At 66.8% G+C, this 17,873-nt stretch carries 21 protein-coding genes, 1 tRNA gene and 1 pseudogene; 7 read left to right on the top strand and 16 right to left on the bottom strand.

Going from position 1 to position 17,873, the window contains the following annotated elements:
* Window positions 1–21: 21 nt before the first annotated feature.
* Together clpS and MWN34_RS11720 are read right to left on the bottom strand one after the other, a co-directional pair.
* Entirely contained in the window at window positions 22–393 is a 372-nt protein-coding gene (gene clpS / locus MWN34_RS11725; protein ID WP_425532098.1) for an ATP-dependent Clp protease adapter ClpS, read from the bottom strand.
* A 311-nt stretch (window positions 394–704) separates the two neighbouring features.
* On the bottom strand, window positions 705–1,040 hold the full coding sequence (locus MWN34_RS11720; protein WP_247029426.1) for a phasin family protein: 336 nt from the start codon (window positions 1,038–1,040) through the stop codon (window positions 705–707).
* 326 nt (window positions 1,041–1,366) lie between these two features.
* Here MWN34_RS11720 and MWN34_RS11715 point away from each other — a divergent pair, with 326 nt between their 5' ends.
* Window positions 1,367–3,115, top strand: a complete 1,749-nt coding sequence (locus tag MWN34_RS11715) for a serine hydrolase (RefSeq protein ID WP_247029424.1) — start codon at window positions 1,367–1,369, stop codon at window positions 3,113–3,115.
* Between the two features lie 8 nt (window positions 3,116–3,123).
* On the opposite strand, the gene MWN34_RS11710 is transcribed toward MWN34_RS11715, so the two are convergent.
* Window positions 3,124–3,834, bottom strand: a complete 711-nt coding sequence (locus MWN34_RS11710) for a DnaJ domain-containing protein (protein WP_247029422.1) — start codon at window positions 3,832–3,834, stop codon at window positions 3,124–3,126.
* Window positions 3,831–4,553 carry a VWA domain-containing protein gene (locus tag MWN34_RS11705; protein WP_247029420.1) on the bottom strand — a complete coding sequence of 241 codons (723 nt, stop codon included), beginning with the start codon at window positions 4,551–4,553 and terminating at the stop codon, window positions 3,831–3,833. The genes MWN34_RS11710 and MWN34_RS11705 overlap by 4 nt, the downstream gene beginning before the upstream one ends.
* A 111-nt stretch (window positions 4,554–4,664) precedes the next feature.
* Here MWN34_RS11705 and panC point away from each other — a divergent pair, with 111 nt between their 5' ends.
* Entirely contained in the window at window positions 4,665–5,522 is an 858-nt protein-coding gene (panC, locus tag MWN34_RS11700) for a pantoate--beta-alanine ligase (RefSeq protein ID WP_247029418.1), read from the top strand.
* A gap of 39 nt (window positions 5,523–5,561) precedes the next feature.
* On the opposite strand, the gene MWN34_RS11695 is transcribed toward panC, so the two are convergent.
* The 4 genes from MWN34_RS11695 to MWN34_RS19625 form a co-directional block, all read right to left on the bottom strand.
* Window positions 5,562–5,792, bottom strand: coding sequence for a hypothetical protein (locus tag MWN34_RS11695; protein ID WP_247029417.1), 231 nt, complete (start codon window positions 5,790–5,792; stop codon window positions 5,562–5,564).
* Between the two features lie 88 nt (window positions 5,793–5,880).
* On the bottom strand, window positions 5,881–6,318 hold the full coding sequence (locus tag MWN34_RS11690; protein ID WP_247029416.1) for a DUF1489 family protein: 438 nt from the start codon (window positions 6,316–6,318) through the stop codon (window positions 5,881–5,883).
* Window positions 6,319–6,372: 54 nt separating this feature from the next.
* Window positions 6,373–7,047: a glutathione S-transferase family protein gene (locus MWN34_RS11685; RefSeq protein WP_247029414.1), complete on the bottom strand. Its 675-nt coding sequence runs from the start codon at window positions 7,045–7,047 to the stop codon at window positions 6,373–6,375.
* A 191-nt stretch (window positions 7,048–7,238) separates the two neighbouring features.
* Window positions 7,239–7,364: a hypothetical protein gene (locus MWN34_RS19625; RefSeq protein ID WP_281502990.1), complete on the bottom strand. Its 126-nt coding sequence runs from the start codon at window positions 7,362–7,364 to the stop codon at window positions 7,239–7,241.
* 223 nt (window positions 7,365–7,587) lie between these two features.
* On the opposite strand from MWN34_RS19625, the gene MWN34_RS11680 reads away from it, so the two are divergent.
* On the top strand, window positions 7,588–8,286 hold the full coding sequence (locus tag MWN34_RS11680) for a DUF599 domain-containing protein (RefSeq protein ID WP_247029722.1): 699 nt from the start codon (window positions 7,588–7,590) through the stop codon (window positions 8,284–8,286).
* Window positions 8,283–8,648: a DUF3253 domain-containing protein gene (locus MWN34_RS11675; protein ID WP_247029412.1), complete on the top strand. Its 366-nt coding sequence runs from the start codon at window positions 8,283–8,285 to the stop codon at window positions 8,646–8,648. The genes MWN34_RS11680 and MWN34_RS11675 overlap by 4 nt, the downstream gene beginning before the upstream one ends.
* A gap of 46 nt (window positions 8,649–8,694) precedes the next feature.
* Here the strand turns inward: MWN34_RS11675 and MWN34_RS11670 are convergent, their stop codons facing one another.
* The 3 genes from MWN34_RS11670 to mgtE all read right to left on the bottom strand — a co-directional run bounded on the left by MWN34_RS11670 (window position 8,695) and on the right by mgtE (window position 13,360).
* Window positions 8,695–9,492, bottom strand: a complete 798-nt coding sequence (locus tag MWN34_RS11670) for a YdcF family protein (protein ID WP_247029410.1) — start codon at window positions 9,490–9,492, stop codon at window positions 8,695–8,697.
* A gap of 103 nt (window positions 9,493–9,595) precedes the next feature.
* Entirely contained in the window at window positions 9,596–11,818 is a 2,223-nt protein-coding gene (locus MWN34_RS11665; RefSeq protein ID WP_247029408.1) for a putative bifunctional diguanylate cyclase/phosphodiesterase, read from the bottom strand.
* Between the two features lie 141 nt (window positions 11,819–11,959).
* Window positions 11,960–13,360 (bottom strand): magnesium transporter, encoded by a 1,401-nt coding sequence (gene mgtE / locus MWN34_RS11660; protein ID WP_247029406.1) that lies wholly within the window; start codon window positions 13,358–13,360, stop codon window positions 11,960–11,962.
* Window positions 13,361–13,628: 268 nt separating this feature from the next.
* On the opposite strand from mgtE, the gene MWN34_RS11655 reads away from it, so the two are divergent.
* Window positions 13,629–13,922: an acylphosphatase gene (locus MWN34_RS11655; RefSeq protein ID WP_247029403.1), complete on the top strand. Its 294-nt coding sequence runs from the start codon at window positions 13,629–13,631 to the stop codon at window positions 13,920–13,922.
* A gap of 200 nt (window positions 13,923–14,122) precedes the next feature.
* Here the strand turns inward: MWN34_RS11655 and lipB are convergent, their stop codons facing one another.
* Entirely contained in the window at window positions 14,123–14,905 is a 783-nt protein-coding gene (lipB, locus tag MWN34_RS11650) for a lipoyl(octanoyl) transferase LipB (protein WP_425532097.1), read from the bottom strand.
* 166 nt (window positions 14,906–15,071) lie between these two features.
* Here lipB and MWN34_RS11645 point away from each other — a divergent pair.
* Window positions 15,072–15,156, top strand: a tRNA-Leu gene (locus MWN34_RS11645).
* 25 nt (window positions 15,157–15,181) lie between these two features.
* Here the strand turns inward: MWN34_RS11645 and MWN34_RS11640 are convergent.
* Genes MWN34_RS11640 through MWN34_RS11630 form a run of 3 tightly spaced genes read right to left on the bottom strand, consistent with a single transcriptional unit; the run spans window position 15,182 to window position 16,684 of the window.
* A complete protein-coding gene (locus tag MWN34_RS11640) occupies window positions 15,182–16,261 on the bottom strand; it encodes a tyrosine-type recombinase/integrase (RefSeq protein ID WP_247029401.1) in 1,080 nt (359 codons plus the stop codon).
* A 4-nt stretch (window positions 16,262–16,265) separates the two neighbouring features.
* Entirely contained in the window at window positions 16,266–16,448 is a 183-nt protein-coding gene (locus MWN34_RS11635) for a hypothetical protein (RefSeq protein ID WP_247029399.1), read from the bottom strand.
* Complete coding sequence (locus MWN34_RS11630) at window positions 16,448–16,684, bottom strand: Arc family DNA-binding protein (RefSeq protein WP_247029397.1); 237 nt, start codon at window positions 16,682–16,684, stop codon at window positions 16,448–16,450. The genes MWN34_RS11635 and MWN34_RS11630 overlap by 1 nt, the downstream gene beginning before the upstream one ends.
* A 68-nt stretch (window positions 16,685–16,752) precedes the next feature.
* Here MWN34_RS11630 and MWN34_RS19620 point away from each other — a divergent pair, with 68 nt between their 5' ends.
* Window positions 16,753–17,076 carry an Arc family DNA-binding protein gene (locus tag MWN34_RS19620; RefSeq protein ID WP_281502989.1) on the top strand — a complete coding sequence of 108 codons (324 nt, stop codon included), beginning with the start codon at window positions 16,753–16,755 and terminating at the stop codon, window positions 17,074–17,076.
* 99 nt (window positions 17,077–17,175) lie between these two features.
* Here the strand turns inward: MWN34_RS19620 and MWN34_RS11620 are convergent.
* A pseudogene (locus MWN34_RS11620) lies at window positions 17,176–17,788 on the bottom strand (IS3 family transposase); the annotation flags it as partial.
* Between the last annotated feature and the right edge of the window lie 85 nt (window positions 17,789–17,873).

Genomic DNA, 17,873 nt, shown 5'->3' with positions numbered 1-17,873 from the left:
TCGTTTAACCGCCGCTATGCGTCACTTCTTCTCCATGACGCACTGCAAAGGATGTTGGTGTTTTCTCGCGAAGTCCATCACCTGCGTGACCTTGGTTTCGGCCACCTCATAGGTGAAGACGCCGCATTCCCCGACCCCATGCTTATGCACATGGAGCATGATGGTGGTCGCTTCCTCCCTGTTCTTGTTGAAGAACTGCTCGAGGACATGCACGACGAACTCCATTGGCGTGTAGTCGTCGTTGATGAGCAGCACGCGATACAGGCTGGGCCGCTTCACCTGCGGCTTGGTGCGCGTGATGACCGCCGTGCCGGGCGTGTTGTCTCCACGCCGGCGCCGCTCTTCATCGGCCATCATGACGCTGAATGGGCTGGTGGGCACGTCAGCGGGCATCGCGTTCCTATCCTCATCCCGACCGGAGGGGTGGGATTGATGACAGATATAATATGGTCGACGTGCCGCTTTCGCCAGACCGGGCGATGCGAATGACGCGGCGCAAAAGGCCGTGGAGGTCGCCAAAGGACGCGGCCTCACCTCAGCGTGATCAGACGCATCCGCCCCGATCCGCAGCTCACGGCACGCCGCCTGCGCTGATCCGCCGCCCCTCGCGGCACGTGACAACCGCCAAACGAAAAGGGCCCGGCCAGCGGCCGAGCCCTCGTCACATACGGGAACGACTTCAGCAGTCGCTCGACCGGAAAGGATCACTTCGCCGAGAAACGGCCGATGATGCCTTCATACGGCTTGTAGGTCTCCTTGGCGAGATCGGCATACAGTTCGCCGATCTTGGTCGCCTCGGCGACGAAGCCCTCATAGGCGCTCTTGAAGTAGGCGGACTGGATCTCGACGGCCTTGTCGAGGGTGCGCGCGCCGAAAAGCTGCTCGGCAGCGGCGGTGCCTTCCTCGAAGGACTTCTTGGAATAATCGGCGAACTCGACCGCGATGGCCTGCACGCCCTTCGACACGGTGCCGAAGCTCTTCATGGCGAGATCGACGTTCTCTTTCCCGAGCTTCTGCATCTCTTCGATGTTCTGCAGCATTGGGGTATCTCCCTGATTGCGTTTCCCGGCCGCCTGCGCGGCACCGCGTTGCCGACCCCCGGTCAACGCACGGTTAAATTACTGCAACGCACCATCACCGTCAACAAAATTGTGCGACGCAAAATCGCAAGAGGCCGGGCGGTTTTATCCACCATGTCCTGCCGCAGTGCCGCCCGATTTACGACTCCGTAACCGCGCTCTCCGTAACATCGGGATTGTGGCTGGCGCGCAACGTCGCGTTGGCCCGGACAATCCAGAATAGGCGGCTGAACGTCAGCCGTGGACAGTGGGGCGCTGCATTGCGGCGCACGGAGCGGGACGGTTTCATGCGGGTTCCGGCGAAATTCGGCACGTATTGCCTGCGTGCCGGTGCGGTTCTGATGGCGCTGGCAGTGGCTGGCACCGGTGTCGCCGAGGCAAAGACCAAGAAGCGGAAGGCGGTATCCCACCCCGCCGTGACCCGGCACGTGGCGGCGACCCCGCGCGCGACCGCCTCTCGCCCGGCAGTCGTCGACACCCGCGTCTGGCAGCGCGGCTATGCGGACATCGTGGTCGACGCCAATACCGGCGAGGTGTTGCACGCGGAGAATGCCGACGCGCTGCGCCATCCCGCGTCGCTGACCAAGGTCATGACCCTCTACATGCTGTTCGAGCAGTTGGGCGCCGGCAAGGTGCGCCTGGACAGCGAACTCACCGTCTCGCAGCGTGCCGCGGCCCAGAGCCCGACCAAGCTCGGCTTGCGCCCCGGCACCACCATCAGTGTCGAGGATGCCATCAAGGGCATCGTCACCCGTTCGGCCAACGACGCCGCAATGGTGATCGCCGAGAATCTTGCCGGCGATTCCGAAACCTTCGCGGCGATGATGACCCGCAAGGCGCGCTCGCTCGGTATGAGCCGCACCGTGTTCCGCAACCCGAATGGCTTGCCCGACCCGCAGCAGGTGACCACGGCGCACGACCTCGCGATCCTCGGGCGCTCCATCCAGGAGCGTTTCCCGCGCTATTACCCCTATTTCGCGACCAAGACCTTCTATTACCGCGGCGCAGCGATCGGGAACCATAATCGCCTGCTCGGCAAGGTCGAAGGCGTGGACGGCATCAAGACCGGCTACACCAATGCCTCCGGCTTCAACCTGCTGACCAATGTGCGCCGCGATGGCCGGCATCTGGTCGCGGTGGTGCTGGGTGGCGCCACGGCGGTTTCCCGCGACCAGAAGATGACACAGCTTGTCGCCTCCTATCTGCCGCGCGCCTATGCCGGGCGGCAGACCGTCGCGCCGATCGCCGAGAACAGCACGACCCAGATGCCGTTGCCGATGGCACGCGCCGCTGAGGTCGCGCCGCTTCCCGCCCCGGCCGTCGCCGAGCGCGAGCCCTCCGTCACGGCGACCCTACCCCCGACCCGGGTTGCCAGCGCACAGACCGACGACGCTACGGATGAAGGCGAGTCCGAGGACGACGCCGCTCCGGCCGCACAGGTTCAGGCCGCGGCTCCGGCCCCGACCGCCGCCGCGACCCGCGTAATGTATGTCGCGCCGTCCAAGCCCCTGCCGGAAGCAGGATCGGCCGCCCCCATCGTTCCCACTCCCGTGAAGACGGTCGCCGTACCGCGTCCGAGCCGGCCGGTCGCCACCATGGGCGGCGCGCCTGGCACGCTCGGCACCCTCACCTTCGCCGCCGCCAGCATGGGCGGCAGCCTCCAGCCCGTCGCCCGCCCGGCTCGCGCTCCGGTTCAGGTGGCGAGTGCGGGGCCGATCACCCTGCCTGCCTCCGCCTCCACACTGCCGCCGGCCAAGTCGACCGCCCGGCAGGCCGCTATCCAGGCTGCCGTCGCCCGCACGGGTTGGGGCATCCAGATCGGCGCCTTCGGCTCGGAGGAGGATGCCCGTGCGCATATGAGCAAGGCCAAGTCGTTGGGCGGTGCGGCGCTGAAGAAGGCCGAGCCTTACACTGAAACCACGCAGAACGGCATGGTCCGCGCCCGCTTTGCCGGCTTCGACGCCGAATCTTCCGCCCGTGGCGCCTGCAAGTCGCTAAAGCGCGGCGCCATTTCCTGCATGGTGTTCCGGAACTGAGAACGGTGTCACCGATGACGACGCATCAGGATGTCCTTGGCTTCATTGACCCGCGCCGCGAGGTAGTTCGACCCCCCCTGGTCGGGATGCAGTTTCTTCATCAGGCTGCGGTGAGCCCGCGTGATGCTGGCCACATCCGCCGCCGGCTGAAGCCCCAGGATCTGGTAGGCCTCCTCTTCCGTCATCGATCCACCGCGCTCCGGCCGGTCGGCGGACCGCCGGCCCGCGTCGCGCTGCGTGTCTTCACGCCATCCGGGCGCGCGGCGGTCAAGATAAGCTTCGAGTAGCCGTCGGCTCTCCACGTCCGCATCCCGATAGAGCTGCAGCAGTTCCGGGCGCGCCAGGCTGTCGAGCGCGCGCCCGGCAAAGGGGCCTGCCAGCACCCTTCCCTCGATGCGGGCGTTCACCCGGTCGAGCTTCATGTCGAGCAGGCTCGTCTGCATCCGGCTAAACCGTCGGTCCTGCGCCGAACGCGTGCCGCCCAAGGCTCCCGGCCCCTTGATCGCCCGCCACCCGATGAGCGACAGCGCGAACACGCCGAGCGGGATCGCAACCTCGATGTGTCCGCGGAAGATGAGCAGGGCCGCAACGGCGAGCAGCAACCAGCCGCCGATACGTCGCAGCAACCTTGCCAGCCGCTCTGGATTCGATCGCGAGATCAGCTTCAGAAGATAGACGCCGCCCAGCAGGACGAGCGCACCGGCCAGAAGACTGATCATGAGCGTGATCGCATCTCGCCGATGAGCGCCCGTGCGCTGCCCGTGCCTGCGGCGGCAAGGGCGAGCAACGCCTCCTCCCCGCCTGCAGCATAGGCGGCAACGGCGCGCAGCAAGTCGCGCAGCTGGTGTGCCGATCCCGCGTCGAAACGGCTCCAGGCACCGCCCGTCATGCGAGCCACCTCTCGAAATGCTCGGGTGACGGCACGGTCGTGCCCCTCCTGAAATAGGAAGGCCGGCACGCCCAACAGCGCCAGTTCTCCCGCTTCGGCGCAAAGGGCGTCGACCGGCTCCTCCAGCGCGTCGCCCACGAAGACGAATGCCTTCACGGGTCCTTTCGTCGCCTCGCGGCCTACATGCCGGATCATCCGGCCGATCTGGGTGCGGCCTCCCCTGCAATCGATCCGCGCCATCAGCCGGCCGAGATGCTCCGCGCTGCCGCTCCATCCGGAGACCCGGCATTCATCAAGGCCGCGGTAATAGACGAGCTGGATATCGAGTCCGCCCAACGCCTCGGCTTCCTCGAACATCCCGGCCTGGAGCGAGCAGGCAAGATCCCAGGTCGGTTGGCGGCTCATGGTCGCATCGAGCCCGAAGATAAGCCTGCGGCGCGTGTCTCTGCCGGGCATCGGAACATGCCGGCCGACCGCCTGCAGAAAGGCATCGAGTGCGCCTTCGCCGGTAACCGCTCTGCTGCCTCTCGTGATCTTCGACGACACCATGAAAGCCCTTGCACCTGCCTGCCCGCAGGCGGCACCGCGGTTGACCCGAGTGCCGCCTTTGCTAGGTTCCGCCGCCCGCTCAACCTGCGGGCCAAAATGGCGGTGCCGGCAATGTATGACGGATTGAAGCGGATTCGAACGGTCGCGGCTCTTCGCGAACAGGTGAAGGCATGGCGGCTGGCGGGCGAGCGCATCGGCCTTGTTCCCACGATGGGCGCGCTCCACGCCGGTCACATCGCCCTCGTCGAGGCCGCTCGGGCCCGGGCAGACCGTGTGATCGCCTCGGTTTTCGTCAACCCGACCCAGTTCGGGCCGAATGAGGACTTCAGCCGCTATCCGCGCACGCTGGAGGCCGACATGGAAAAGCTGGCTGCCGCCGGTGCCGATGCCGTCTATACGCCCGATGTCGCCGGGATGTACGCGGACGGCTTCGCCACCACCATCACCGTCGGGGGCCCGGCGCTTGGTCTGGAGACGGATTTCCGTGCCACCCATTTCGCCGGCGTCGCGACCGTGGTGTGCAAGCTCTTCACGCAGACGGCACCGGATGTCGCCTTCTTCGGCGAGAAAGACTACCAGCAACTTCAAGTGGTTAAGCGCATGGCGCGCGATCTCGACCTGCCGGTCGAGGTGGTCGGCGTGCCGACGATCCGGGAGGCGGACGGCCTCGCTTTGTCCTCGCGCAACGTCTATCTGAGCACCGAGGAGCGGGTGGTAGCACCGGCGCTCCACCGCGCCCTGCTGCAGGCCGCCGCCGACATTGCGAGCGGCATCACGCCCGCCATCGCCACGTCTCGTGCCCGGGACGTGGTCGCGGAAGCAGGTTTCGTCGTGGATTATATCGAAGCCCGGAACGCCGAGACTCTCGCACCGCTGGGCGTCGGCGAGATCGAGCCGATCCGCTTGCTGGCAGCCGCAAAGCTGGGCCGCACGCGGCTGATCGACAACATTCCGGTATCGTCACACTGAAAGACGTTCTCCAGCAACAATATATGGACGCTTTCTCATCTAGATACTGAGATAGGCGACCACCATTCCGATGATCACCAGGAGCAACCCGATGCCGAGCACGTAGCGCATCGGGCGCACCTCGACGCTCTGCCGGGCAGCCGGGGCGGATTCGACACCGACCTCACCGTCCTCGACCACCACGCGCTCGCGGCTCGTGCCATCGGCATTCACCGCGATGCCGTCGGGGCGGCTGTCGACACGGCGTTCCATTTCCAGATTCTGAACCATCGCTTCATCCCTCCGCGGGTTTCCGCAGGGACAACGCACGAGAGTGGCCGATGGGTCCGATGAGGTGGGTAATGAGTCCGAAAATGCGTCAGATCAGGCCGAGCGAGCGCAGTTCGCGACGCAGCGTCTCGGGCATCGCCTCTCCGCCGCCGGCATCCCCCGACAGATCGCCGGGCGCATCCTTCGGCTGGAGATAGCGCCAGCCCTGGAAGGGACGATTCGGGCGCGGCTCGACGCGGTACACCACCGGCTCCAGCACGAGGTGGCAGCGCCGGATGCCGTCGCCATCGACGAAGGGCGTCACACCCAGCAGTTTCTGCCGGCAGGCGACCTCTCCCTTCACCACCCAATAGAGCGAGCCGCCGTCGAGCAGCTCGTCGATCCGGGTCGGCACCATGCGGGTGGTATGGGTCTGCTGTACCGGCTGCCCGCTCGCGGCCTGCTCGGCGAGCCGTTCCGCGATCCAGTCCTCGAGATCCTGGATCGATTCGGCGCCGACGCAGAGCTTGAGCAGATGGAGAGCCATGGCGCTCGCTAACATGGGGAAGGGTGGACCGCCAGTGCCGTCGGCCCGCTGCGGTCAGACCCGCTTCACCACCGGCCAGTCGACCTCGTCGGCCTCGACCGTTCGCGTCTCCTTCAGCGCGGCGTCATGCCACGCACGGAAAGCCGGATGGGCGTGGATCGCCTCGACATAGGCCGCGCTCACCGGGTCAACCGGAAGGGCATAGGTGCGGATGCGGCTGGCGACGGGAGCATACATGGCGTCTGCCGCGCTGAAGGCACCGAACAGGAAATCCCCGCCGGCGCCGAAACGCTCCCGCGCGGTCCGCCAGCCCTTGGTGATGTCGGCGAGATCCTTCATGCCCCGCTCGCTGAGGGCCAACGGCTCGACCGGGCGCCACAGATTCATCGGCGCATCCCGGCGCAGCCCGGTAAATCCGGCATGCATCTCCGCGGCCTGCGCGCGGGCATGGGCCCGGGCGACCTTCTCCTGCGGCCACAGGCCGGAATCGGGAAAACGTTCGGCCAGATGCTCAAGGATGGCGAGCGTTTCCCACACCACCGCATCGCCGTCGATCAGCACCGGCACGCGGCCGGCCGGGGAGATCCCGGCAAGCCGGGCGCTGAACTCCGGCGTATCGAGCCACACGACCTCCTCCTCGAAGGGAATGCCGGCGGCGGTCATGGCGAGCCATGGCCGCATCGACCACGAGGAGTAATTCTTGTTGCCGATGATGAGCGTCAGCGCCATGGCCCTCTCCCGCCTGTGAGGCCGGCATCATGTCCGGCGCGGGGCAGCCAGGGCAAATGCAGAGCGTTGATGATCCCCATCAACGAAGCTGGCACTTGGAAGCCGGCGTGTGAAATCCGGGCCTGGAATCCGGTGCTTGTGCCCGTCCCGCCGGGCCCGCCGGCAGGGACAGAGGGGAACGCCCCCAATGTTTACAGGCTTGCGACGGTGGTCGCCTCGAAGCCGCCAAAGAGATAGACGAGGCCGACGATCACCAGAAAGAGGACCACGGCCCATCGGGCAACGCCCCAGCAGGAGCGCTCGGTAAGGGAATTCATAATGAGGTTCCGGAATGATTAGGATGAAGTCCGCCCATGTGGCGCGCCATCCCCGGGCCGGCGCCAACTGTTATCAAGGCTAATAAAACGTGAACACGCTCGCAATTGCAAAAACGTCATATTTCCTTCTGGCGCCGCAACCCTGTCATGCACTCAGCGCGTGGCTCACGGCTTGCGCGATGCGCAAGACGCGGAACTGACCCACAGGCATGTCGGGCGCACCATGAGTCTCGGCTTCTCCCTTCTTGATTGCATCGCGCTCGGCTTCTTCGTCGTCGCGTGGCTGGCCTATCATCGTCTGATGGAAGGCGGGTGGTCGGAGCGGCGTTCGCTCAACCGCCGGATGGACGTGTTCCGCATGCAATGGATGCGGAACATGGTGCAGCGCGAAAATCGCATCGTGGACGCCCAGATCATCGCGGCGCTGCAAAACGGCACGGCGTTCTTCGCCTCCACCTCGCTGCTGGCGATCGGCGCCTCCCTCACCATCCTGCGGGCGTCGGAAGACGTGATGGCGATCTTCTCCCACCTGCCGATGCTGGCGAACGGCACGCGGGAGGGGTGGGAGCTCAAGACCTTCGGCATCACCGTGATCTTCTCCTACGCCTTCTTCAAGTTCGCCTGGGCCTACCGGCTTTTCAACTACACCACCATCCTGCTCGGATCGACGCCGCCGCCGCAGGAGGCCGACACCCCGGCCGCGCAGCGCCACGTGGTCAAGGCCGCGCGCATGGCGACGCTGGCCGGCCGGCATTTCAACCGGGGGCAGCGTGCCTTCTTCTTCGCGCTCGGCTATCTCGGCTGGTATGTGAACGGCTGGGTGTTCATCGCCACCACCCTCGCGCTGTTCCTGGTGATGATGAACCGCCAGTTCGGCCCGGATTCGCACTGGGTGCTCGACGAGGAAGACGAACCGACATGACCGACGCCGCCGACATGACCGACGCCGCCCGCACACGCGCCGACACCGCCACGGACGCGGCCGAGAACGATGCCGCGCGCATCATCCTCGCCTTGATCGCCGCGGCGCCCAAGGGGCGCTCCATCGACCCCGCCGATGCCGCGCGGGAGATCGGCGCGAAAGCCGGCGACGCCGCTGCGCAGGGGGCCGGCACGCCAGCCGGCGACCACTGGCAGCGCCATTTGCCGCTGGTGCGCCGCGCGGCGGTGCGGCTTGCGGGAGAAGGGCGCATCGCCATCTACCGGAAGGGCAAGCCCGTGGATCCTTCCGGCTTTCGCGGTGTCTACCGGCTCGGCAAACCGGCGGAAACCGGCGAGGGATGATGTGAAGCCCGGCGGAAGCCTGGCCAACCTGACGCCGGTACCCTGCTCAGGGGGCGGGAAACAGGTTCGGGATGCGGCCGGTGAAGTAATAGACCGCGAGCCCCACCCATTCGCGAAGCGCGGTGTCGAACGTCTGCAACCCCTCCGCCGCGGTGCGCGGACCCGTCCACGGAGCGCCCGGCCCGCCCGTCTGGTAATCGACCGGGAACGCCTCAACCGGAAAGCCCGCGGCGCGGAAACAGCCGACCGCGCGCGGCATGTGGACGGCCGAGGTCACCAGCAGCCAGCGCTCGCCCGGCTTCGGTTGCATCAGGTCCTTGGTGAAGAGCGCGTTCTCCCGCGTGTTGCGCGAGCGTCCCTCCAGCGCAACCCGGTCCACCGGAATGCCGAGCCAGGGCAAGGTGCGCTTCACCACATCCGCCTCCCGCTCGCCCGGAGGGGGCATCGCAAGGCGCGCGCTGCCGCCTGAGAAGACGAGACGCGCCTGCGGATAGGTGCGTGCCAGCAGCGACAGCGCCATGATGCGCTCCCCTGCCCCGCTGAACGCCGGCTGCTCGCGATAGGCCGAGATCAGCGTCTCCTCGCCCCCGCCCAGCATGATCACGCCGTCGACCGGCCGGCCGTCGCCGTGAAAGGCGGGGAAGCGATCCTCCAGCGGGCGCAGCAGCAGCGTGGCCGCCGGGCTGAAAGCCGCCAGAAGCGCCAGCACGCTGCCGGCAGCGGCAATGCCCAACCCCGAGCGCCGCCAGCGCAGCGCGACGAGGAGGCCGAACGCGACCAGCACGAGGACGAAGGTGGACGGCACGAGCAGGAACCAGGCAAGCTTGGAGATCGGAAAGAACACGCTGGCTTCACCTCATTCGGCCTGCCGGATCGTCGGATGGAGGGGGCAGGATCTGGGTGCCGGCACGCGGGCCGGCCGGCCGACGGGGCCGCTCACGGCGCGTTCATGCGCCGGCGAAGGTGCGGTGCGGGATGCGGTCGTCGGCGCTGCCCTGCCGGCGCACGAAGGCCTCGAAATCCGCCGCGGGCATGGGGGGGCCGAACAGGAAGCCCTGCATGTTGTGGCAACCGACCGATTTCAGGTAGCGAAGCTGCTCGCGGGTTTCGACGCCCTCGGCGGTCACGCTCACGCCGAGGGCACGCGCCAGCCGCACCACGCAATCGATGATGGCCGGCGCATCGTCGGTCTGCCCGATATTCTGGGTGAAGCTGCGGTCGATCTTGAGGCTGTCGATGCGGAAACGCCGGATATAGCCGAGCGAGGAATAGCCGCTGCCGAAATCGTCGAGCGCGATCCGCATGCCCATGGCTCGCAACCGGGCGAGGATCGAGATGGCCTCGGGCTGATTGCCGACGAGCAGGTTCTCGGTGATCTCCACCTCGAGCCGCGAAGGATCGAACCCGGTCTCCGCGAGGATGGCGGCGATGCGCTCCGCAAGGTCGTGGGAGAGGAAATCGGCGGGCGAAAGATTGACGCCGAGCTTGATGCCGGGCCATGCCCGCGCCGTCCGGCACGCCTCGCGCAGCACATACATGTCGAGCAGGGTGATGAGGCCGGAATGCTCCGCCACCGGGATGAACTCGCCGGGAGAAACAAGGCCGCGGCGCGGGTGCAGCCAGCGCACCAGCGCCTCGCAGCCTACGACCGTGGTGCCGTCAGCGCCCATCTGCGGCTGGAAATAGGCGCGGATCTCGCCATTCTCCAGCGCCGCCGACAGCTCCAGCTCCACCTCGCGGCGGCGGCGCACCTCCGCCTCCATCGCCGGCTCGAACAGCCGCACGCTCCCCCGTCCGTCCGCCTTGGCGCGGTAGACCGAAATGTCGGCCAGCCGGATCAGCTCCTCGGCCGCGTTGCCGTCCATGGGGGCGATCACCGCGCCGATCGAGCCGCCGACGATGATCGAATGCGAGGCGACGCGGAAGGGCTGACGAAGGGCCTCCTGCACCTCACGGCAGGCCTCGGCCTGCGCATCGGGCCTCCGGTCGAGCGGCTTCATGAGCACGAATTCGTCGCCGCCGAAGCGCGCCGCCATGCCGTTCGGGCCGGCCACCTCCTGCAGGCGATGGCCCACCGCGGCGAGCAGCAAGTCGCCGAGCTGGTGGCCGAGCGTGTCGTTGATGTCCTTGAAGCGATCAAGGTCGACGAACAGCACCAGCAGCGGGTGGTCCTCGTCCACCTGCGGCAGGCGGGAGGTGAGCCGGCGCACGAATCCGGCGCGGTTCGGCAGCCCGCTGAGCGGATCGACATAGGCGAGGCGCAGCGCCAGCGCCTCGCTCTCGGCGAGATCGGCGGTCGCCCGGCGCGCATACCAAAGCACCACCGCCGCCGCACCGAGCAGAAGCAGGGCCACGCCGATGAGCGAGGGCAGCAGGGCCTGCAGCAGTTTCTCGCCGGGCTTCTGCGCGACCCAGGTCAGCCAGGCCGGCGGCGTCGCCGGATCGGCGAAGGGAACGAGCACGCCCTGACGGTTCTTGTCCGGAGGCGTCATGGAAATCATCGGCCGGATCAGATGCAGCTCCGCGACCAGCTCGTCGAGAAACCCGCGGTCGAGAAACTGCACCGTCACCGCGACCGGCCCGTCGCGGTTGGGCGAGACCACCCGTCCATAATCGGGCGTGATCCCGATGGCACCGACCAGCGCCGGCTTGCCCTCGATCGACACATAGGCCGAGCGGAACACGGTGTCCTGCGCGGCGGCCCCGCCCTGGTGCGGACCATTGGCCGCCTGCGTGGCGAAGGCCTGCTGCATCCGGCGCACGACCGGCATGATGGCCGCGGCGTCGAAGGCCGGCGTATCGGGCCGCACCAGCTCGCCGCCCACCGCGGCGTAGGTCACGCGGTCCTCCATCACGATGAAGGACTGGTCATGGCGACGGGTGTCGTAGAGCCACTTGCCGAAATTGCGGTGCACCCAGTCGGCGTCGAGGAAATAGGCGGTGCGCAGCACCGATTCGTCCCAATGCGCGAAGCCGGCGAGATCGCGCCGCATGTCCTCGCCATGGCGGGCCAGCGCGTCCGTCACCACCCCGGCCCAACGCTCGCGCGCATTGCTGTCGATCCGCTCGGCGACCACCAGCGAGAACGCACCCATGGCGACGACCGTCGCCATGATGACGAGCGCCACCGCAAGGATCATGCGATCGGTCGGGCGGGACGAGCGCGCCATTTGTCCTCGATATACGGGTTCCAAGCCCGACAGGGAGTCGGGCTCCTCCTTAATGTCCACGACCTTGCCCAACATGTCACCACGGCCGGAAGGCAGCGGCACAACATCGCAGGACGAACTGCCTGCAATTCCGATCGAATCTCATCCGAACCACAGCGCCGCAATACCAAGAAAGGCGAAGAAGCCCACCACATCGGTGATGGTCGTGACGAAGGGTCCCGAGGCGACCGCGGGATCGACCTTCAGCTTCTGCAGTCCCAGCGGCACGAGGATGCCGCCCAGCGCCGCCGCCACGAGATTGATGATCATGGCGAGCGCGATGACCGCGCCGAGATCGGCCAGCCCGAAACGGGCGAACACCACCACCGCCATGATGACGGCGAAGGCGACGCCGTTGAACAGGCCGACCAGCACCTCGCGCGCCACCACCCGGCGGGCGTTGCTGCCGCGCAATTCGCGGGTGGCCAGCGCGCGCACCGCGACCGTCATGGTCTGCGTGCCGGCATTGCCACCCTGGCTTGCCACGATCGGCATCAGCACCGCGAGCGCCACCATCTTCTGAAGTTCGCCCTCGAACAGCGAGATGACGAAGGAGGCGAGATTGGCGGCAATGAGGTTAAGCAGCAGCCAGGCGAAGCGGCTCTTCGCGATCGCCCAGACGCTGTCGGAAAGCTCCTCGTCGCCGGCGACGCCGCCGAGCGCCTTCAGGTCCTCGTCTGCCTCTTCCTGGATGACGTCGACCACGTCGTCGATGGTCATGACCCCGACCAGCCGCCCGACATCGTCCACCACCGGCGACGAGATGAGGTTGTAGCGCTCGAAGACGCGGGCGACGTCCTCCTGGTCGTCGGTCGCCTTCACCACATGGCGGTCCGGCGTCACCACCTCGGAGAGCTTCACCATGCGCTTTGTGCGCAGCAGCCGGTCGAGCGGCACCGATCCGGTGAGGCGGTAGGTGGGATCGACCACGAAGACCTCGAAGAAGGTTTCCGGCAGCCCCTCGGTCTCGCCGACATAGTCCAGCGTTTGCCCCACGGTCCAGAACGGCGGCACCGCGATGAACTCGGTCTGCATGCGCCGGCCGGCGCTCTCCTCCGGGTAGTCGAGGCTGCGCTGCAGAGCGGCGCGCTCGGGCATCGGAAGCTGGCCGAGAATCTCCTGCTTGTCGTCGTCGTCGAGGTCTTCGAGGATGTAGACGGCATCGTCGGAATCGATGTCGCGCACGCCCTGCGCCACCGTCTCGACCGACAGGGCCTCGAGAATCTGCACGCGGACCGTCTCGTCGAGTTCGGTCAGCGCGGTGAAATCGAAGTCGCTGCCCAGCAATTCGATGAGGCGGGGCCGTTCCTGCGGGTCGAGCGCCTCGAGCAGGGCGGCGAGATCGGCTTCGTGCAGGTCGACGACGAGGCCGCGCAGCGTTTCGCGGTCGCCCGAATCGACGGCTTCGCGGGCGCGTTCCACCAGCGCCGGGTCGAACTCGTGATCGACGCCCTCCTGCAGGCGGGCTGCGACCGGAGCGGCGAGGTCTTGGTCGTCGCGCATGGGCTCTCCCGCGAGGGGTGAAGGGCGACGCGCCGCCGGGACCGGACCGGTGCGCAGGGGAATGTCGAGGGGCGCCGCCGGAAGAATACCCGGCGACGGTTCCCTCCTTAGGAAGCGCCGCCCGCCAAGGCAATTCGCCCGTGGCCCGCGCAGTGCTTTATTCGAGGGGCGCGGTGCATCGGCAACAAGTAGGCTGGGCACGAGGCTGGATCACACGCCCTCCCCCGCTTTGCCGGCCGGGTCGAGGCGACAACGGAGGAGGTCGGCCATGGCACGGATTCGCCTGATGATTCACGGGCATGTGCAGGGCGTCGGCTATCGCGTCTGGCTCGCCGGGCAGGCGCGTGCGAAGAAGCTGACGGGCTGGGTGCGCAACCGCGCCGATGGCGGGGTGGAGTGCGTGCTGGAGGGCCAGCGCGAGGCGCTCGATGCCATCGTCGAACTGTGTCGCGAGGGCCCGCTGGCCGCCCGCGTCTCGCACATCGACACCCTGCCGGCCGAAAGCGCGACCGAGGTGCCCGCCCATGACGATGCCGGCGTCGCGGTGCTGCCGACGGTGTGACCCGCCAGCCGATACAGCGGCCCGTCGAAGCGGGCACGCCCTGCGGGCGACCGGCCCGGAACGGGCCCGCGCGAAACATCCCCCCGCAGGGTCCATCCATGGCCCGCTGCGGAGCCGTGCCGGCTGCCGACATGCGGCCGAGGAAACAGGCGCCGGCCGAGGAGCATGCCCGTCACCGCGCCCTTTGCCGGCCCGCCTCCCTACTCTTCGGCCGTAGGCCCGAAGATGTCCTCGAAAGCCGCCCGCAAGGCGAGGTCCGCATCCGCCATGCCGACCGGCAGGCCGAGATCGACCAGGCTGGTGACGCCGTGCTCGCTTACCCCGCAGGGCACGATGCCGCCGAAATGGGAGAGGTCGGGCTCCACATTGAGCGAGATGCCATGCATCGTCACCCAGCGCCGTACGCGGATGCCGATGGCGGCGATCTTGTCTTCCGCCATCTCCTGCGGCGTCGGGCCGGCCTTTTCCGGGCGGCGCACCCAAACCCCCACTCGGTCCTCGCGCCGTTCGCCCCGCACATGGAAGGACCAGAGCGCCGTGATGATCCATGCCTCCAGCGCGGCGACATAGCGGCGGATGTCCGGCGTGCGGCGCTTGAGATCCAGCATCACATAGGCGATGCGCTGGCCCGGCCCGTGATAGGTGAACTGCCCGCCCCGTCCGCTTTCGAACACCGGAAAACGGTCCGGCTCGACCAGATCGCGCGCCTGCGCGCTGGTGCCGGCGGTGTAGAGCGGGGGGTGTTCCAGCAGCCACACCGTTTCAGGCTCGGTCCCTTCGGCGATCGCGGCCGCGAGACGATCCATCTCCACCAGCGCATCGGGATAGGCTATGAGCCCGGACGAGACGCGCCAGCAAACCGGGGGCGACGAAGCGACGGGCAGCATCCGGGCCGGCAGCTCGCCGCGCGCCGTCTGCGGACGCGGCGCCTCGGCATTGGCCTCGGGGACGACGGATCGCGGAAGGGTGGAAGGCTCGCTCATGGGCGTTCACATAATCATTCCAGATCCATCTGTCTCGAATGATCCACAGGCTGCGCCGCCGCCGGCCGACGAAGCGCGCGACGGGCCTTGTCGACGCGAAACCGATCTGTTAGACGATGCGCCGCCGGCCGGGCACTGCTGCTTCAGCAAAACCGGCGCGGATGATGCGGTCGTGGCGGAATTGGTAGACGCGCTGCCTTGAGGTGGCAGTGGGTAACACCGTGGAGGTTCGAGTCCTCTCGACCGCACCATTCTTCTGATTTGGTGCTGATTTCATTAGCCTTTTTCCCCTTTCTCCCGCACCGGATGCAAAGGTGCGGGAATAGATGTTCCGGCATCGTTCGCCAGAAGATGCATCGCGGCCTTTGCCAGCCGCTTCCGATCTGCCTTTCGCGTGTAGAGCGAGGCCATCGTTCCTCCGGTCCAACCAAAGATCGCTTCGAGCTGCGCCACCGTCGCACCTGCATTGGCCGCGCGGGTCGCTGCGATCTTCCGCACGCCATGCGCGGACTTGACGATGCCGGCAGAGCGGGCAGCCGCCGCAAACTCGTTGCCGAATGATTCCTTGGTGAGCGGCCGGCCATTGGCCCCGACGATGAACGTCAGGTCACCGCAAGGGCCGGCATCTAAAGTCGCCTGAAGCACATCGAGGACCGGCAGCATCACCTCAACCGTACCGCCGCTCTTCTCGGTCTTGAGGCTGGCGACGCCCTCCCGCACATGCTGCCGCCCGAGCCGCACCGCATCGCCGCGCCGGAGGCCGGAGTAGAGCAGCACGTCGAGCCAAACCCGTTGCCGCGTCCCGATCGGCCAATGCGCCTCGAAGGCGGCGACATCGTCCTCCGTCCAGGCGACGAACCCCTCCCCTGCCTTGCGCGGAGGATTATCGACACCTGCGGTCGGATCGACCTTTACCAGCCTCGCCTTCTTCGCCCAACGAAACAGGCCGCGCATGGCATCAAGGAAGTTACGCGCCTGCGCTGGCGTAGCCGCACGGCGCTCCTTACCGTTGAGAATGTGCTCGGTGGTGACTTTCGATGCCGGATGGTGCCCGGACTTGTCGAGCACATGCACGAAGATGTTGTCGCGCTGGCGTCGCGTTGCCGGTGAAAGAGCGGACCAATCCGTCGTTTCGCGATAGCGCGCCAGTAGCCACGCAAGAGTACCTGCTTCAGGCTCTCCCCGCTTCTGACGCGGAGCGCCAACCAGCGCGGCTTGATATTCCGCCTCGAACTCAGGTGTTCCAAAGGCAGCGCGGATGCGGATGCGAGGCCCCTGCCCTTTTCGCACATACCACACGGTCGTGCCGTGGCGGGTGGTCTCCCGGTGGAGGTGAGGCGGACGGGGACGCGGCATGGCGCTAGAGCACGAGGTCGGGCACTGCGCCCGTTTCGGGTTCGACCGGAGACGGCGTGCCGGCGACGATGATGATCTTGCCGTCCGGGTCCACCTCCACGCGCGCGACGCCCTCGCCGGCTGCCTTGACGGCGCGAATCGCGGCAGTGAGGTCGCGCTGACGGAAGGTGGCGGGACCGCGTGGCATCAGATGCGCTCCATATCCTCGGCAGCAATACGGATCTCTGCAATATCTCGGACGAAGCGTTCGGCGGCGGCGCGCTCGATGGGCTCCATATCCATCTTGGCCCGGATGCAACGCGCGACCTCGGAGTTAATCGAAGAGCCGTTTCGTTCAGCACGCTCGTCGAGCCAACGCTTCATCTCAGGCGGCAGACGAAGCGACAGGCCGCGCCGGCCCTTGCGGTCAGTTCCCTCAGGCATGCGAAATTCTCCGATATGTCGACTAGAAGCGACACGACAACATTGCCTCTGATGGCGGCATGCTGTCAATGTATGTCGAGTTGCAAGCGCGCGAGATTGCTCATTCCATGGCTAAAACACCTGCCCCAAGCGACCTTGCCGACAAGGTCATGCTCCGCCTGCCTGACGGGATGCGGGACCGCCTTGCCGAGGCAGCGCGCGAGAATGGCCGCTCCATGAACGCGGAGATTGTTTCGCGGCTGGAGAAGTCGCTCGACCAGTTCAAGACGCTTGAACAGTTGGTTGAAGAGGTCGAGCAATCTCGCGAGCTGTGGGGACGTGTCGAGGATCTTGAGTACCAGGTGCGGGAGCTTACGCAGGAAGTCAGGAGGATGCCTGACAGAGGCGATTAGCTTCGTCGTGCTCCGCGAAATAGTGGGCGCACAGCTTCCTGACGATCGTTCGAAGATGGTAGGTCGAATACCGCAGCGCTTCGGCCTGCTCCTCGCTCAGGGGAAGATCGCGTGCCCCGGCATCCGTTTCGAGGTCCTCGGCCTGCGATAAAGCGCCTCGACCCCCATGCGCTTCATCAGCGTGGCGACGTGCAGGCGCCCTGCGACATGACCCTCGGCATTGAGAAGGCCCTGCAACATGCGGCTGCCGGCGAAGGGATATTCCAGGTGCAGGGCGTCGATCCGGCGCATCAGGGCCAGATCGGCAGCCGGAACCGAGCGAGGCAGATAGTAAACACTGCCTCGACTGATCCCCAGAACCTTCGCCTGCCGGTTGAGCGGCAGGTCATGATGGCGGTCGATCATCGCTTTGCGCTCAGAAGGCCGGCCTTCTCGAGCGCGCCGGACAAAAATCATTCTCCAGCGTCAGCTCCCCGATCTTCGCATGCAGCGTCTTCACGTCGACCGTCGGAACCGGCGCTGCGGCCTTCGCCTCGCCGTCGAACACGCCCGCTGCCCCATCGAGGAGCTGATTGCGCCATTGCGTGATCTGGTTCGGATGCACATCGAACTGCTGCGCCAGCTCGACGATCGCCTTCTCGCCCCGCACGGCTGCAAGGGCCACCTTCGCCTTGAAGGCCGGCGTATGGTTCCGCCGCGGTCGTTTCGCCATGGTCTCTCCTGTCGCGGCCATCATGCCGCCTTCAGGCAGAAACTCCACTTATCCGACCTGTCCAAATTTCCCGAGCCAGCTCTCT

This window comes from Ancylobacter crimeensis, from assembly GCF_023016805.1.
GTDB lineage: Bacteria > Pseudomonadota > Alphaproteobacteria > Rhizobiales > Xanthobacteraceae > Ancylobacter > Ancylobacter crimeensis.
This window is presented reverse-complemented; position numbering and strand designations above follow the sequence as displayed.